At 64.0% G+C, this 15087-nt stretch carries 16 protein-coding genes and 1 pseudogene; 6 read left to right on the top strand and 11 right to left on the bottom strand.

Going from position 1 to position 15087, the window contains the following annotated elements; all coding sequences use genetic code 11:
• Positions 1–18: 18 nt before the first annotated feature.
• Both ACQR1W_RS15035 and ACQR1W_RS15030 read left to right on the top strand, forming a co-directional pair.
• Entirely contained in the window at positions 19–1269 is a 1251-nt protein-coding gene (locus tag ACQR1W_RS15035) for a hypothetical protein (protein WP_434851492.1), read from the top strand.
• Positions 1270–1336: 67 nt separating this feature from the next.
• Positions 1337–1573: a hypothetical protein gene (locus ACQR1W_RS15030; protein ID WP_434851491.1), complete on the top strand. Its 237-nt coding sequence runs from the start codon at positions 1337–1339 to the stop codon at positions 1571–1573.
• 24 nt (positions 1574–1597) lie between these two features.
• On the opposite strand, the gene ACQR1W_RS15025 is transcribed toward ACQR1W_RS15030, so the two are convergent.
• The 6 genes from ACQR1W_RS15025 to ACQR1W_RS15000 all read right to left on the bottom strand — a co-directional run bounded on the left by ACQR1W_RS15025 (position 1598) and on the right by ACQR1W_RS15000 (position 6245).
• Positions 1598–1765, bottom strand: a complete 168-nt coding sequence (locus ACQR1W_RS15025; protein ID WP_434851490.1) for a hypothetical protein — start codon at positions 1763–1765, stop codon at positions 1598–1600.
• 97 nt (positions 1766–1862) lie between these two features.
• Positions 1863–2429, bottom strand: a complete 567-nt coding sequence (locus ACQR1W_RS15020; protein ID WP_434851489.1) for a flavin reductase family protein — start codon at positions 2427–2429, stop codon at positions 1863–1865.
• A 9-nt stretch (positions 2430–2438) separates the two neighbouring features.
• Positions 2439–3269, bottom strand: a complete 831-nt coding sequence (locus ACQR1W_RS15015) for an ATP-binding cassette domain-containing protein (RefSeq protein ID WP_434851488.1) — start codon at positions 3267–3269, stop codon at positions 2439–2441.
• Between the two features lie 7 nt (positions 3270–3276).
• Positions 3277–4083 (bottom strand): ABC transporter permease subunit, encoded by an 807-nt coding sequence (locus ACQR1W_RS15010; protein ID WP_008970638.1) that lies wholly within the window; start codon positions 4081–4083, stop codon positions 3277–3279.
• Positions 4080–5249, bottom strand: coding sequence for an FMNH2-dependent alkanesulfonate monooxygenase (gene ssuD, locus ACQR1W_RS15005; protein WP_434851487.1), 1170 nt, complete (start codon positions 5247–5249; stop codon positions 4080–4082). The genes ACQR1W_RS15010 and ssuD overlap by 4 nt, the downstream gene beginning before the upstream one ends.
• A 39-nt stretch (positions 5250–5288) precedes the next feature.
• Complete coding sequence (locus ACQR1W_RS15000; protein ID WP_434851486.1) at positions 5289–6245, bottom strand: aliphatic sulfonate ABC transporter substrate-binding protein; 957 nt, start codon at positions 6243–6245, stop codon at positions 5289–5291.
• A gap of 236 nt (positions 6246–6481) precedes the next feature.
• Between ACQR1W_RS15000 and ACQR1W_RS14995 the strand changes: the two are divergent.
• Positions 6482–6559 (top strand): annotated as a pseudogene (locus tag ACQR1W_RS14995) (NapC/NirT family cytochrome c); the annotation flags it as partial.
• 347 nt (positions 6560–6906) lie between these two features.
• The gene (locus tag ACQR1W_RS14990; RefSeq protein ID WP_434851485.1) at positions 6907–8016 is read left to right on the top strand and encodes an ATP-dependent DNA helicase; all 1110 of its coding nucleotides are present in this window, start codon (positions 6907–6909) and stop codon (positions 8014–8016) included.
• Between the two features lie 33 nt (positions 8017–8049).
• On the opposite strand, the gene ACQR1W_RS14985 is transcribed toward ACQR1W_RS14990, so the two are convergent.
• Positions 8050–8304 (bottom strand): hypothetical protein, encoded by a 255-nt coding sequence (locus tag ACQR1W_RS14985; RefSeq protein WP_434851484.1) that lies wholly within the window; start codon positions 8302–8304, stop codon positions 8050–8052.
• Between the two features lie 424 nt (positions 8305–8728).
• Between ACQR1W_RS14985 and ppk2 the strand changes: the two genes are divergently transcribed.
• Positions 8729–9886 carry a polyphosphate kinase 2 gene (ppk2, locus tag ACQR1W_RS14980; RefSeq protein WP_434851483.1) on the top strand — a complete coding sequence of 386 codons (1158 nt, stop codon included), beginning with the start codon at positions 8729–8731 and terminating at the stop codon, positions 9884–9886.
• Between the two features lie 89 nt (positions 9887–9975).
• Here the strand turns inward: ppk2 and ACQR1W_RS14975 are convergent, their stop codons facing one another.
• From ACQR1W_RS14975 to ACQR1W_RS14965, 3 genes are all read right to left on the bottom strand, one after another.
• Complete coding sequence (locus ACQR1W_RS14975) at positions 9976–10236, bottom strand: hypothetical protein (RefSeq protein ID WP_434851482.1); 261 nt, start codon at positions 10234–10236, stop codon at positions 9976–9978.
• 452 nt (positions 10237–10688) lie between these two features.
• Positions 10689–11333 carry a glutathione S-transferase family protein gene (locus tag ACQR1W_RS14970; protein WP_434851481.1) on the bottom strand — a complete coding sequence of 215 codons (645 nt, stop codon included), beginning with the start codon at positions 11331–11333 and terminating at the stop codon, positions 10689–10691.
• A 108-nt stretch (positions 11334–11441) separates the two neighbouring features.
• Positions 11442–12335 carry a LysR substrate-binding domain-containing protein gene (locus tag ACQR1W_RS14965; RefSeq protein ID WP_434851480.1) on the bottom strand — a complete coding sequence of 298 codons (894 nt, stop codon included), beginning with the start codon at positions 12333–12335 and terminating at the stop codon, positions 11442–11444.
• A gap of 128 nt (positions 12336–12463) precedes the next feature.
• Between ACQR1W_RS14965 and ACQR1W_RS14960 the strand changes: the two genes are divergently transcribed.
• Complete coding sequence (locus ACQR1W_RS14960) at positions 12464–12733, top strand: hypothetical protein (protein WP_434851479.1); 270 nt, start codon at positions 12464–12466, stop codon at positions 12731–12733.
• 507 nt (positions 12734–13240) lie between these two features.
• On the opposite strand, the gene ACQR1W_RS14955 is transcribed toward ACQR1W_RS14960, so the two are convergent.
• The gene (locus ACQR1W_RS14955) at positions 13241–14923 is read right to left on the bottom strand and encodes a caspase family protein (RefSeq protein ID WP_434851478.1); all 1683 of its coding nucleotides are present in this window, start codon (positions 14921–14923) and stop codon (positions 13241–13243) included.
• Between the last annotated feature and the right edge of the window lie 164 nt (positions 14924–15087).

Here is a 15087-nt window from a genome sequence, read left to right as displayed (position 1 = left end):
GCAGTCCGCGGTGATAAGATGAAAAGAGGCGCTGTTGCGATCGTCGTCCTCCTCCTTGCACTCGGTATTGGATTCGCGTGGCAGGGCGAAGGAGCGCGAGTCCTTCGCAGCGGGGTGGGCTTTACGAAGTCCGTTCAGGTCAAGTCGCCCGGAGATGATCGCGCGACCTATTACCGGCTGAAGGTCAATCTCGCCTACAAGGGAGAGCCGCTCGATTTTGACATCGTGGTCGGCTGTCGTGTCAGCATCACGACCTACAAGGACAGTGACCGAACCGTGGAGGTCGGCACCGCGCCGATGGCCTTCGGGCTCAGGATGAAAGATGGGCACGGCGTAGTGGTGCGCCCGCCCGAAGCTTGTGGCGGTGAGACGACCGAGAACGGAAAGGTTCCAAAGAGCCTGCTGCCCCTAATTGTGACTTACGAAAGTGCGGATGCACCGTGGTTCGGCATAGCTTATGCCTCCGAAGACGCCTACGAGAGTCCGCTTTCCGAATTGAAATTTTTCGGCGCGACGATCAGCAAAGCGACGCGCGACGAATGGCTGGAATGGCGTCGTATGGAGGCGCCGAAGAATTTCGTAACGTATGAATTGCTAGGTATCAACGAGAGGAATCGCTGGGAGAAACCCCGATGGAAGCCCGGCTATCGAGCGATGGGGTCGATATGTAGCGGCCTTTCGCGCTTGAAGCTGCCGGAGCTCGTGAGCGAAGCGATTCGTCCATACTGGCCGCCTAGCAGGCCTGATTACTGGTATCCGAGCGGGGACGCGCGACGCGCGTTCCGTTCTGCTGGCGACTATCATGGAAGGAAGGTGCTGTTCGAAGATAGCCCCCTCTATGAATTTTTCCCTACGGAATCGACGTTCTTCCCTGGGCTTCCGCGTCATAAGCCAGGGGCGCTGATCTTCTTCACCGGGCACGTCGTCGGCGACGTATACCCGGCGAGCTCCGATCTGTCATTTAACCGGCTCGATGCTGCCGGACAGCTGCCGGTTGAAATCAAGGCGAAGTCGAGGAAGAGTTATGCCGACGTGAGCGTCCGTCCCGAGTTCAAAGGCTTCGCTTATTGTGATGTCGTCTGGAACATCGATGGCGTGCCGTCGGAAATTAGTTCCAACAGCAACCCCAACGCAAATCGAATTAACGGGCAGCCAATCAATGAAGATCTAGAGCGGCATACCGGCGATTTTGATTATGCGTTCGAACGCGATCAATATGTCTACTTCCGCGAGCGCTACTCGTTTGTGAGTATCTTCGGGGGAATATAATGAGCAACAATAGTTTTGATCCAGTTCAGCAGGCCAAGTTGTCCAGAGGGACGGAACGCTGCACGTCGTGCTTCGCGGCACTGATCTTTCGGCAAGTTTCGGTGAAGGGTTCGGATCTGGGCTTTCGGGCAGTCTGGACCAAACTGCCCCGCCATCATCAAGTCAGATCGATCCCAGCGACGTCGCGAATGACCTGTTGCTGGGCATAAGGGTTGCGCAGAAGACTCAATTCGACGATGCCCTTGCTCTCACCCAAGCTGCTCAGCAGTTTGCCGCAGCAAACGGCGCATTCCGCTCGCAGTGACGAATAGTCCGACCTCCTGCCCTCTCACGAATAGTTCGGCGCGTCCGGGCTGCGGAAGATGTGGATGGGGTCGCCGGGCGTGAACTCGCGCCGTGTCAAGGTCGCGTAGGCATAGAGCGCGAGATAGAGGATCGCGGCGGTGCCGACGACATACAAGGCCCAAGTGCCGATACGCTTGCCGATATGCTTCATTGGCTCCGCCAAAGGAGAATGAAGCGGTTCTAAGCCCACTGCCCGGCGAATGCCACCCCGATGCTGCAGCCCGCCGCGGCGGCGCGCCGCCTCGGCTCTAGCTCCGCGACGGCGGATTCGGCACGCTGAGCGCGGCAAGCCGCGCCATGTCCTCATCGCGATCGACAGATACATAGCCGCCCTGCCAATAAGCCAGCGCAGCCGCCGCCGGACCGACGTCGAGATGCAGCACCCGGCCGATCACGATCGCATGTGAATGCCGTTCGATGATCTCCTCGACCTCGCAGTCGATCGCCGCCAGCGCGCCGACCAGGAGCGGCACGCCCGTGACCCGCTTGCGCCAGTCGGCGCCGGCAAAGCGCTCCGCGCCTTTCAGCCCGCCTTTGCCCGCGAAGCGCTCAACGATCTCGAGCTGATCGGCGGCGGGGATGTTGACGCCGAAGGCGCGCTCACTCTGCAGCAGCGGCCAGGACGAGGCACCGCGGTTGATGCTGACAATCACCGACGGCGGATCGACCGCGAGCGAGGACACCGAGGTCACGGTCATGCCCGAGATCTCGCTGCCGCGGCCGACCGTGATCACGCTGACGCCGCCCACGAGATGCCGCATCGCGGCGCGGAAATCCGCGTCCGCTTGCGGCGCGATGCGTACGATCGAGTTCATGAGAGGCCCCTATTCCGTCAATCCCGGCCCGAGCAACTCGCGTAGGATCGCACCTTCCAAGGTGGCGAGATCGGCGGAGCCGCGCTCGCGCGGGCGCGTCATCTCGACCTTGATGTCCTCGGCGATGCGGCCACCTTCGATCACCAGCACGCGATCTGCAAGCGCGACCGCCTCGGAGACGTCGTGAGTGACGAGAATCGCCGTAAAGGCCTGGTCGGCCCAGACCCGCTCGAGCAACCGTTGCATCGTAATCCGCGTCAGGGCATCGAGCGCGCCCAGCGGCTCGTCGAAGGCAAGCAGCCGCGGCCCGCTGACCAGCGCGCGCGCCAAGGCGACACGCTGCTTCTGACCTCCGGACAGAACGGACGGCCACTGATCGCGCTTGTCGGCCAAGCCCACTTCGGCAAGCGCGTGGCTCGCGCGCTCGTGCGCGCCTTGCGCCTTGCGATCGCGGCCAAGGCCGACCTCGACATTTGCCAGCACCCGTGCCCAGGGCAACAGCCGCGGCTCCTGGAACATCACCCGGACGTCCTCCGGTCGCGCGGCCGCGCCAAAGCTGATCGTGCCGGCGGTCGGCTTCTCGAGACCGGCGATCAGCCGCAGCAGCGTGCTCTTGCCGCAACCCGAGCGGCCGACGATCGCAACGAACTGGCCGGCGGGGATGTGCAGATCGATGCCGCGCAGCACCTCATGGTCGCCGAAGGATTTGCGCAGGTCATGGATGGTCAGCGGCAGGCCGCGAACATCTGCCGGTTCGCGCAGGGCTTGCGCCTGCGGCACGAAATCCGATCGGTCAATGGTTTCGGTGCCGGACAGCGGGACGCGAAGGACTTGCTGCATGGAAACCTCAAACTTTGCTGAATGCCGGGTGCCAGGCGAGCGTCAGCCGCTCCAGCACGCGTGCGGCGCTGTCGGCGACCTTGCCCAGCAGGGCGTAGATCAGGATCGAGAGCACGACGACGTCGATCTGCATGAACTCGCGCGCCTGCATCGCCATGTAGCCAAGGCCGGAGGAGGCCGCGATGGTCTCGGCGACGATCAGGGTCAGCCACATGATGCCGAGCGCAAACCGGATGCCGACGAAGATCGATGGCAGCGCGCCCGGGAAGATCACGCGGCGGAACAGTTCACCATCCGTCATGCCATAGACGCGTCCCATCTCGATCAGCTGCGGATCGACGGTGCGGATGCCGTGCAGCGTGTTGAGATAGATCGGGAAGAACACGCCAAGCGCGACCAGAAACAGTTTGGCGCTCTCGTCGATGCCGAACCACAGGATGACCAGCGGGATCAGCGCCAGATGCGGCACGTTGCGCACCATCTGCAAGGTGGTGTCGGTGAGCTTCGCCGAAAGTTCCGACAGACCGTTGGCGAGCCCGAAGGCGAAGCCGATGCCGCCCCCGATCAGGAAGCCGATGCTGGCGCGCCAGAAGCTGACCCAGATGTTCTGCGCCAGTTCGCCGGAGAGCAGCAGCTTCCAGCCGGCGCGCGCCACATCGCTCGGCGCCGGGAGTACCCGCACCGGCACCAGGCCGGCGACGCAGGCCGCCTGCCAGATCAGGATGATGGCGAAAGGGACGAGCCAGGGAATGAGCCCGTCGGCGCGCGGCAGAACGAGCTTACGGACTCGTGGCAGGCTGTCGATCAAGCTCATGATTGCGAGGCCCTCCGCAGCGGCAACTGCTCGTTGGCGATGGTCTCGCCGAACGGGCCGGTGTTCGCCCGCAGCCTGGAGATATGATCCGGCCGATCCAAGGCAAGCCGCGGAAACACCAACTCGGCGAAGCGATAAGCTTCTTCCAGATGAGGGTAGCCGGACAGGATGAAAGTGTCGATGCCGATGTCCTGATATTCCTTGATGCGCGCCGCCACCGTCTCGGGATCGCCGACCAGTGCGGTGCCGGCCCCGCCGCGGACCAGGCCGACGCCGGCCCACAGATTCGGGCTGATCTCGAGCTTGTCGCGGCGGCCGCCATGCAGCAGCGACATGCGCTGCTGGCCGACCGAATCCATCCGCGCAAAGATCTTCTGTGCGGACGCGATCGTTTCATCTGTCACATATTTGATCAAATCGTCGGCCGCCGCCCAGGCCTTCGCATTGGTCTCGCGCACGATCACGTGAAGCCGGATGCCGAAGGAGAGCTTGCGGCCGCGCTTGTCGGCAACGGCCTTCACCTTGGCGACCTTCTCGGCCACTTGCGCCGGCGGCTCGCCCCAGGTGAGATATTTCTCGACCGTATCGACCGCGACATCGATGCCGGCATCCGACGAGCCGCCGAAGAACAGCGGCGGCCGCGGCGCCTGCACCGGCGGAAACAGCAGCCGCCCATCCTCGATCCGGATGTGCTTGCCGGCGAAGTTCACCGCCTTGCCTTCCAGCAGGTCGTTGTAGACGGTGAGGAATTCTCGCGTGACCTCGTAGCGCTCCGCATGCGACAGGAAAATGCCGTCGCCCTTGTTCTCGATCGGATCGCCGCCGGTCACGACGTTGACCAGCAGCCGCCCATTGGTGACGCGGTCCAGCGTCGCGGTCATGCGCGCCGCGACGCTGGGCGACTGCAGCCCGGGACGCACCGCGACCAGATAGCGCAAGCGTTCCGTGAACGGCGCCACGGCGGAGGCCACGATCCAGGAATCTTCGCAGCTTCGCCCGGTCGGGATCAGCACGCCATAGTAGCCGAGCTGGTCGGCAGCCTGCGCGATCTGGCGCAGATAGTTGAAATTGACCTCGCGGCCGCCTTCCGACGTGCCGAGATAGCGGCTGTCGCCATGGGTCGGCAGAAACCAGAGGATGTTGGCGTTCGAAGCAGATTGACTCATAGGGATCTCACAAGCGGATATCGTTGCACAACACGCGTCTCAGGTGGACGGCGTCCACTTCCAGACGATGTCGGCAACCGTGATGGATTTCGGTATCAGGCCGAGCCGGGTGAAGCGATCAGCCACCGCCTGCTGGCTCTTGATGATCTCGTCATCGACGGGGACGACGCTGTAGGTGGAGCGGTCGACGAAGCGCTTGACCGCCTCGATGTCGACGCCGGTTGCCTCGGCCTGCGCCTTCGCCACCTCCTCGTGATGGCTGTTCGCCCAGATGCCTTCGGCCGCGAAGGTGGCGTTGAGCTTCGCCACCAGGCCCGGATATTTCTCCACGAAATCGCTGCCGACGATGTAGAACGCATTCGGCTTATGCACGTCCTTGTCCCAGGCGATCACGCGCGCATTCTCCTTCAGCTCGGCAAGCGCGAGATACGGGTCCCAGATCGACCAAGCATCGACCGAGCCCTTGACGAAAGCGGCCGTGGCATCGGCCGGCGCGAGCGGCGCCGGCGTGATGTCGCTCCAGGACAGCCCGGCTTTTTCCAATGCAGCGACCAGCAGATTATGCGCGCTGGAGCCCTTGCCGAAGGCAATGCGCTTACCTTTCAAATCAGCGAGCGTCTTGATCGGCGAGTCCTTCGGCACCACGATCGCCTGCGTGTTGCCGTTCTGCTTCACGGCCGCGGCATAACGAATCTTGGCGCTCGCGGCCTGGGCGAAGATCGGCGGCGCGTCGCCGACATAGCCGAAATCGACGCTGCCGACATTGATGGCCTCCAGCAGCGGCGGACCGAACTGGAAATCGACCCACACGATGTCGATTCCGAGCGGCTTGAACGCATCCTCGACCGTGCGGCGCGCCTTCACGGCCGGAAAGAACCCGCCCTTCTGAGTGCCGATGCGGATCTCCTTCGGCCTGTCCCCGGCGCGCGCCGGCGCAGCCAAGGCCGTAAGCGCCGCCGCACCAAGCGATAGTGTCAGGAAGTCCCGCCGTTTCATTGCCATCTCCCGATCGTCACGAAGGCATCCGCGATGCGCTGCAAAGATGATGGGGATCGGCGAAATGGCTGTCGAGCGCCCCAGCAAAATAGCGATGAGCGCACTCTCGCGACGCCGACCGGCGCGCTGTTTGTTTCAACAAGCCAAGTCCATGCAGGGAGAATTTCTAGCGGCCGAGCGCGTGATCACGCCGCTTCACGGATCATCACCCATGTCGACGATGGGGCAGCCTCATCCGGCGAGAAGACTGCATCGACTGTCACAAGGGCATCGCGCATCATTTGCCGGATATGCGCGGCGTGCCGGGCTGGCAGGAGGTCACCGCAGCCGCGAGAATTATCCGAGCCCCGAACTCCGCCCCACCCTCTCCCCTTGCGGGAGAGGGTGGCTGAGACGCTAAGCATCGAAGCCGGGTGAGGGGTCTCTCTCTGCACGCTCATAGCCCCGATGTGGAGCAAACGCCTCACCCGATCATCTCTGTTGATCCGCTGGAGCCGCCCTCTCCCGCAAGGGGAGAGGGCACAGCAACCGGCACCGATTGGGATCCGACAGGGATAGGGTGCACCTCCTTTGCATCGAAAGCTTGATCTCCCCGCGCCAGCCCTTAGGTTCACGGAATGTCCCGACTCGCCGCACTGCAAGCGGCCTCTTTCCCTGAGCCATGACCACCTTCACTCCGCACCAGGATTCCGCGCTGAACGCCGTCGGCGATTGGCTCAAGGCCAAGCCGGGCCGCAGCGGCACGCCGCAGGTGTTCCGGCTGTTCGGCTATGCCGGAACCGGCAAGACCACGCTCGCCCGCCACATTGCCGAAGGCGTCGACGGGGAGGTCAAGTTCGCGGCCTTCACCGGCAAGGCGGCGCTGGTGATGCGCAACAAGGGCTGCGACAACGCCTCCACGATCCATTCGCTGATCTACCGGGCCCGCGAGAGCGGCGAGGAGCAGCCGAATTTCGAATTGTGGGACGACGCGCCGGCGTCGAAGGCGAAGCTGATCATCATCGACGAGTGCTCGATGGTCGACGCCGATCTCGGCCGCGACCTGCTCTCGTTCGATTGCCCGCTGCTCGTGCTCGGTGACCCCGCCCAGCTGCCGCCGATCCAGGGCGGCGGCTTCTTCACCGATCAGGAGCCCGACGCGATGCTGACCGAAGTGCACCGCCAAGCCCAGGACGATCCGATCGTGCGGATGTCGATGGACGTGCGCGAGGGCAATGCGCTCGATATCGGCCGCTATGGCGAGAGCGAGGTGGTGTCGCGCCATGACCTCGATCCGCAGCGCGTGATGAACGCCGACCAGGTGCTGGTCGGGCGCAACAATACGCGGCGCGCCTACAATATGCGGGTGCGGCAGCGGCTCGACATCGAGGACGCCCTGCCCGTGGCCGGCGACAAGCTGGTCTGCCTGCGCAACAACCGCAAGAAGGGCCTGTTCAATGGCGGGCTCTGGCGGGTGAAGTCGCGCACCGCCTCGAAGTCGAAGATCATCACCATGCGGCTTGCGCCGGACGAGGATCTCGGGCGCAAGGTGACCAAGGTCTCCGTGCGCGGCGAATGCTTCGCCGGCGGCATCGAGGACATCCCGTGGGAGCAGCGCAAGCCCTATGACGAGTTCGACTACGGCTACGTGCTGACCGTGCACAAGTCGCAGGGCTCACAATGGGACGACGTGGTGCTGTTCGACGAGAGCTTTGCCTTTCAGGACAGTCGCGCGCGCTGGCTCTACACCGGGATCACCCGCGCAGCGAAGCGGCTCTCGATCGTGGTGTGAAGGCCAATGGGCGCGATCGCCCTTCTCCGGCCGTCAGCGCCGATGATGGCGCCGCAGTTGCGGCGCGACCGGCACCGGCGCGGCATAGGCATTCGGATAGGACGGTCGGGCAAAGCCGGCGGCACCCGCACGCATCTGGGCGTCCGGCGTCAGGGCGCCACCGTTCAGCACGTCGCGATCTGGATGCTGCGCCTCAAAGGCCGCCGGCTCCGAGAACTGTGCAAAGGCGGATGTCGCGGCGATCATCGAGAGCGCGAGCACGGCGGCCAGCGTTTTGAGTGAGCTCATGATCCCTCTCTGCTGTTGCCGGATGCGGCGCATCCGGCGCGGGAAACGGGTCCGGCCCAACGTCGGCTGCGGACGGTCGTGACACCAACTAAGTATGAGCCCGGCCCCTCCAAACCAGGGCCGCATTCCATCACGACTACGCGAAGCAGGATGTCGGCGCACCGCGCGCCGGCCGGCCCTCCGGCTAGCAGAGCGGTGTCGTGCTACGCATCAGGCGTTAACGCCTTGTCCATCCTGATTCCACTGCGCAAGCGACCTCGGCCCCAGCTGCGAGAGGGTCGCAAACAATCCGTCACGCAACGCACATTCGCGATGTCATCGCCATAACATCTTCACGCGACGTTCGGAAACTCGGCTGTACAAACAGGCCCATGATCCGGGTGCCGCTTTCCAGCGCCCGCCACTACCAGCAGCGATGGATCGAATGGCAAGTCAGAAAAGCAAGTCAGGCAAGGCGATCTCCAAGCACAAGCCGGCCCGCAACGCCGCGGCGGCAACGCGGGTCGAGCACAAGAGGTCGGCCGCCATCGCCACCGTCGCGGCCGACGAGGCGCCGCTGAGCCCGGTCGAGCGCTCGCTGATCGCGCAGTCGACCGAAAGCGCCCAGGCCGCGGCGGTCGCAGCCTTCAGGAAGATGCTGCAGGATCAGCCGGCTCAGGTGGACAGTCCGGTGGTCAAGGCATTTCTCGAAGGCGCCTCCCCCGACGACGCCAAGCTTCTGAAGTCGATTCTCAACGGCAAGGCGGCCAAGCGCGCCCGCCGTGCGACCAGCGACGAGCTCTCCGACGAATGGCGCCGCGGCGGATATCCCTACAAACACAGGATGTTCCGCAAGGATTATGAGGAACAGAAATTCATTCTTCAGACCGAGCTTCTGAAGCTGCAGAACTGGATGAAGGATGCGCGGCAACGGCTGGTGCTGCTGTTCGAAGGCCGCGATGCCGCCGGCAAGGGCGGTACCATCAAGCGCTTCATGGAGCATCTCAACCCGCGCGGCGCGCGCGTGGTGGCCCTGGAGAAGCCGAGCGACGTCGAGCGCGGCCAGTGGTATTTCCAGCGTTACGTGCAGCATCTGCCGACGGCCGGCGAGATCGTGCTGTTCGACCGCTCCTGGTACAACCGTGCCGGCGTCGAGCGCGTGATGGGTTTCTGCTCGCCTTCGGAATATGAGGAGTTCCTGCGCCAGGTGCCGGAGTTCGAGCGCAACCTGGTGCGCAGCGGCATGCACCTGATCAAATTCTGGTTCTCGGTCAGCCGCGACGAGCAGCGGCGACGCTTCAAGGAGCGCGAGGGACACCCCTTGAAGCAATGGAAGCTGTCACCGATCGACGTGGCCTCGCTCGACAAATGGGACGACTACACCCGCGCCAAGGAAGCGATGTTCTTCCACACCGACACCGCGGACTGCCCATGGACGGTGATCAAGTCCGACGACAAGAAGCGCGCGCGATTGAATGCGTTGCGCTGCGTGCTGCACTCCCTGCCCTATGCCGGCAAGGACGTCTCGCGCATCGGGCTGGTCGATGATCTCATCGTCGGCCGCGCCAGCGTGATCCACGAGCGCGAGGAGCACGCGATCTGACGGGCCGCGGAGGAACGGGTTGATGCGGGGTCTGGCCTCTCTCCCCTTCATACAAGAGGGCCAGAACGCGTGGACATCAGGCACGTCGCTCAGCGCAGATGATGCCGATGCGGCAGGTAAGGCGCGTAACCGGCATACGGATAGACAGGGGCCGCGCCGTAGGCGCGCACCAGGCCCATGCGCCCCGCCGGCGTCAGCTCGCCGCCATTGAGCACGTCGCGATTGGGATACATCGCCTGAAAGGCCGCAGGCTCCTGCTGGCCCCAGAACCAGCCCTGCGCCGATGCCGGGGCAGCGGCGGCGACTGTCGACAGCGCGAGCGCTGCCGCAAAAGCTTTCCAGATGGTCATGATCGTTCTCCGCATCTTGCATTCCAAATAGACATGGCTGTCCTTCGTCTCTCTCGTGCGGAGAAACGCGTTCGCCTGTTGCTGCTCTGATCGGAGACGTTTCCAGCGGGAGTTGTTGTGTTGATGCTGATGTAGGAAGCACCTCCGCGGACGCCCAATCACCTGACATCACGACTGTGCGAATGGTACTACACCGACATCGCGCTCGATGCTTGCTCCTCCAGCTGGCGAAATCGCCTTCGTGTTGCTGCACTGCTGGAGGCGGCGCGGGACCCGGTGTTATTCCCGGGCGGGATGTCGCATGCACGCGAGGCTCGATTGATCATCGATCACGACGCCGAGAGCCGTCGACTACGGATTTCGCCGACAACTATTCATGCACTTCGGTGCGGAGGCTTACCGAGTTTGCCTCTCGCGACAGTCATCGCTTTCAATCGGACACAGCTGCTTTTTTAAACGTAACGTTTCAGTCGCGCTCCCGGCAGCAACTCATAAGGCGGCTTCCGGCCGGGCAGCGCGACGATGCGCTGCAGCCAGGCGTGGACATCGGGAAAGCGCGCGGCGAGGTCGTAGCCGCTCTCCTCGACCGGAAAGCTCAGGTAACCGCACAACGAGAGATCGGCGACCGTCGGCCTGTCGCCGATGATGAACGGACGCTGTGCGACTTCTCCGGCAAGAATGCCGAGGAAATCGTCGACGCGCTTGCGCAGGAAATCCTGCACCTTTGCGTCTGCCGACGGCGTGAAGGCGCGGCGATAGCGATAGGTCGCCATGAAACCGGAGAGTTTTTGGTTGTCCCAGAACAGCCATCGCAAGACCTCGAACTGCTCCTGCTCGTTTGCCGCGCCGAATTGTCCGTAGCGCTTGGCGAGCCGCAACAAAATCGGCGCGGTCTGGGTCAGACGGACGCCATGCTCCTCCAGCACCGGGATCTCGCCCATCGGATTCACGCTGGCCCGCCATTCGGCCGTGCGGGTAACGCCACCGCCGAAATCGGTCCACACCGGCTCGAAACTCTGGCCGCATAGCGTGAGCATCAGTGCCAGCTTGTAGCTGTTGCCGGATTCCGGAAAGTAATGCAGCCGATAGGTCGTCATCTCAGCGGTCCTCTTCAAACCGCACAACGCTAGATGACTTCGGAGAATGGGACCATTCAGTTTTCGGCTGCACGCCTTCAGCGGCATGCAAGGGGTTGCATGTCGCGTCTACGCCGCAAAGGCTGCGGCCTCCGCAAACAGCCAGTCGCGGAATTGCGCGAAGCCGCGCACCTGCCCCGCGCGACCGCCACGACGTACCAGATGAAACTGGCGCGGCAGCCGCACGGGCTCCGCGAACAACGGCCTCAGCCGGCCGCTCGCGACGAAAGGCCGTACCACCGGATCGAGCCCGAGCGCGATGCCCATGCCCGCGGCGGCCGCCTCGTAGACGACCTGCAGATTGTCGAAGGCGAGACAATGGTGCGGCGTCGCGTCGATGCCGACGCCGGCGAACCACTCCTGCCAGAATGCAATCTGATGACTGGTACCGATCAGCTTCTGCTCCAACAGCGCGCGCGGCTCGCGGCAATCACTGACCTTGCCAAGCAGTTGCGGGCTGGCCACCGGCACGGCATCGACCGCCAGCAGCGGCTCGCAGACAAGACCGGGCCAGGGCCCGCGTCCCAATCTGATCGCGCAATCAATCTCCGGTCGCGCGGTCAGATCCTCGATCTCGGCCGAGGTCTCGAGGCAGATATCGATCTGGCCATGGCTTGCCTGGAACTGCTGCAGGCGCGGGATCAACCAGTTGGCGGCGAATGTCGGCATCGTGCTGACGGTGATCGCATGGCGCGTTGCCTCGCGACGCACGCGCTCCGTCGCTTGCGCCATCCTCTCCCAGGCCGGATCGAGCGCCGAGAAATAGTCGCGGCCGATCTCAGTGAGCGAGAGTCCACGCGGCTGCCGTTCGAACAGACGCGCACCGAGCTCGGTTTCCAGCAGTTGGATGCGCCGGCTCAGTGCCGGCACCGTAAGATTCAAGCGAAGGGCAGCTTGCGCCAAGCTGCCGGCGCGTGCCACCGCCACGAAGGCCTCGATGTTCTTGAGAGGAAGTCGCCGCATGCCAAAAATCTAGCTCAGCATCCCGATGGAGGCGAGAGTGCTCCGGGCGAGACCGAGACATGGCCTCATGCAGAAATTGCCCGTCGCGCCTATCTGCCGCATCTCCCTGATTGCCCTGGTGCAGCGCCATGATCCACCACGCGCCGTTCGGCAAATATTTTTCTTTCGTTTTTTCAGAATTCGTGTATTCTCTGCGCGTCCTGCCTCGATCAGAGGGGCGTTTCGCGATCGTCACGAACGTTGGGTGCGGGACGCGGTGGCCTGTGGGTGTTGCAGCACGCGATTTTGCGGCGGACGAACAACATCGGCAGGACGGCGAAGTCGAATGGTTCTGGCGCCCCGACGCTGGCGCTAAGTTCGCGGCGATGCTTGCGCATCGCGCTGACGACGGTGGCTAACAAGCCCGGCACACCGGGGAGAGTTCGTATAAGCCGTAAAGCCATCGCGCAGGGAAGGCCGGGTTGTTCGGCTCGTACCTGTGGTGACTGCCGCCTGCATTTTCTTCTGCAGGCGGGCCATGGGTGCGAACGGCACCCGGCCTTCCCTGTGCCCTCTTCGCTTCCAGAGGGTGGTCGAACAGCAAGACCCGGGCATGTCGTGCCGCGGGAACGCAGAGCCTTGGGCCGTACAGGATTGGGCCGTAGAGCCTTGTACGTAGAACCCTTGGGCGATACGGGGTTGAGAGTCTTGGACGCGAGATCTTGCCGCACTTTCAGTGTCGTCCCGGCGAACGCCGGGACCCATACCGCGTGATCTCAATGTTGGGCACGCCGGGAGAGATCGCGCTTCATCACAAAAGCCGGTGGCTATGGGTCCCCGCTTTCGCGGGGACGACAGCGGAGTATGTGGCGCGACCTGTTTCCCTACTCACAAGGCGCCGCGCGCACGGCTGGCCTAAGATCCCATCACTTCCCTGCGACGAAGTAGAAATCCTCGCGTCCCGGCGGCGAACCATAGGTGAAGGGCTGTTGCTGATGCTGGGTGGCGGCCCAGACGTCGTCGCGCACGATGTCGAACAGCTTGCGGACCTCGACCCGAGGCTCCCGGATGTCCTTGGCCAGCGCGATCGCAAACGGGCTCTTGCCTTCCCTGCCGTCGAGCGCGGTGGCGCCGTGCTTGGCGGCATAGACCACCATCATGCCGGCGCCGGGCTCGATGTTGGAAAAGCCCTTCTCGACCAGCTTCAGCGCCAGCGTCTGCTGCATGGTCGGCGCAAACGGATTGTCGCGGCAGGCATCGAGAATGACGAGCCTGAGCTTGCGCGCGGCGCCGACGGCCGCCAGCACCTGCTCCAGCGCGACCGCCTCGGTCTCCGCGTCCTTGTCGACCGCAAGCCTGGCATCGACCGGCACCAGATAGTTGACCCCGCCGATCTCGAAGCCGTGCCCGGCATAATAGACCACGGCCCAATCGGCCTTTTCCGCCTCGGCCTCGAAACTACGCAGCGCCGCGAAGAACCCGTCGCGAGTGAGATCGCTCGCCAACGTCACCGACTGGAATCCGAGCGTGCGAAAGGTGTCGGCGAGCAGCATCGCATCATGCGGCGGATTGGGCAGCGCATGCACGTTCTTATAGCCACCATTGCCGATCACGAGCGCGATGCGGCGCGCCGTCGGCGCTGCGCCCGGCGATTGCTGGGTCAGCGCTGTCAGCCGCTCCCGCGCCAGGCTGCGGGCGTTGGCGACCTCGATCGCGTCGAACGGCGTCAGCGCCACCGCAGCGGCGCGATAATCGACGCGCGCCTGGGCCAGATCTTGCCGCTTCTCGAACACCTGCCCGCGAATGGCATGGGCGCGGACATTGTTGGGATTGACCGCGAGCACGGCATTGAGATCTTTCAGCGCAGCATCGAGATCGCCTTCGCTGATCTCGGCCTCGGCGCGGCTGCAGAGCGCATATTGGTTCTTCGGCATGCGCGCGAGCACCGTGCTGCAGCTTGCGATGGCGTCGTCGACCTTGTCCATCACGATGAAGGCATCGCAGCGAAACAAGGCGGCCTGCGGCGCGGCGGCATCGAGCTTCTCGGCTTCGTCAAAATCGCCGAGTGCGCCATCGTAGTCCTTCATCATCGCGCGCACCCGGCCACGATTGACCCGGCCGAGATAGAGGGTCGGCGTGGCGCGGACGGCGGCGTTGAAATCGTCGAGCGCGCTCTGCAGCGCGCCGCGGCGCAGATAAATCGTGCCGCGGTTGTTGTAGGCGAGGCCGAAATTCGGCCGCTTCTGCAGCGCGGCCTCGTAGTCGGCCAAGGCCAGGTCGTCCTGCCCCTTGCGCTCATAGACATAGCCGCGACGGTTCAGCAGCACCACATTGTCGGGGTCGGCGGCCAGCGCCGTCGTCAGCGCGGTGACGGCCTTGTCGTCCTCGTGCTTGTTGATCGCGGCCACGGCGCGGACATCGAGGGCGCTAGCGAGGTCCTTGCCGGTCAGATTGCCGGCATCCAGCAGCTTTTCGCAGGCGCCCGCGCGCGCCGCCGGGTCCGCCTGGCGGTCGCGGCAGGTGGCGAGATCGTCACTCAGCAGGGGACCGGCAACAGCGATCGCGGCGAGCGAGGCGAGGCAGGCATACGACAACAGAAGACGCAGCATTTCAGGATTGATCCGGCGCGCGCGAGATATGTCGGGCCGAAAGCCTTGCGGTTCACTCAAGGCCAGAAGACGGAAATTTGGTCGCCGCGGGCGGCCGGATCGGCCTATCACGCAGTCGTGTCCTGGGGGCCGTAACGGCGGCAGGGGATGCGCGTATCTTGCGC

The organism is Bradyrhizobium sp. HKCCYLS1011, from assembly GCF_051167795.1.
Classification (GTDB): domain Bacteria; phylum Pseudomonadota; class Alphaproteobacteria; order Rhizobiales; family Xanthobacteraceae; genus Bradyrhizobium.
Note: the sequence above shows the minus strand (reverse complement) of the source record. Positions and strands in the feature narration are given on the sequence as shown.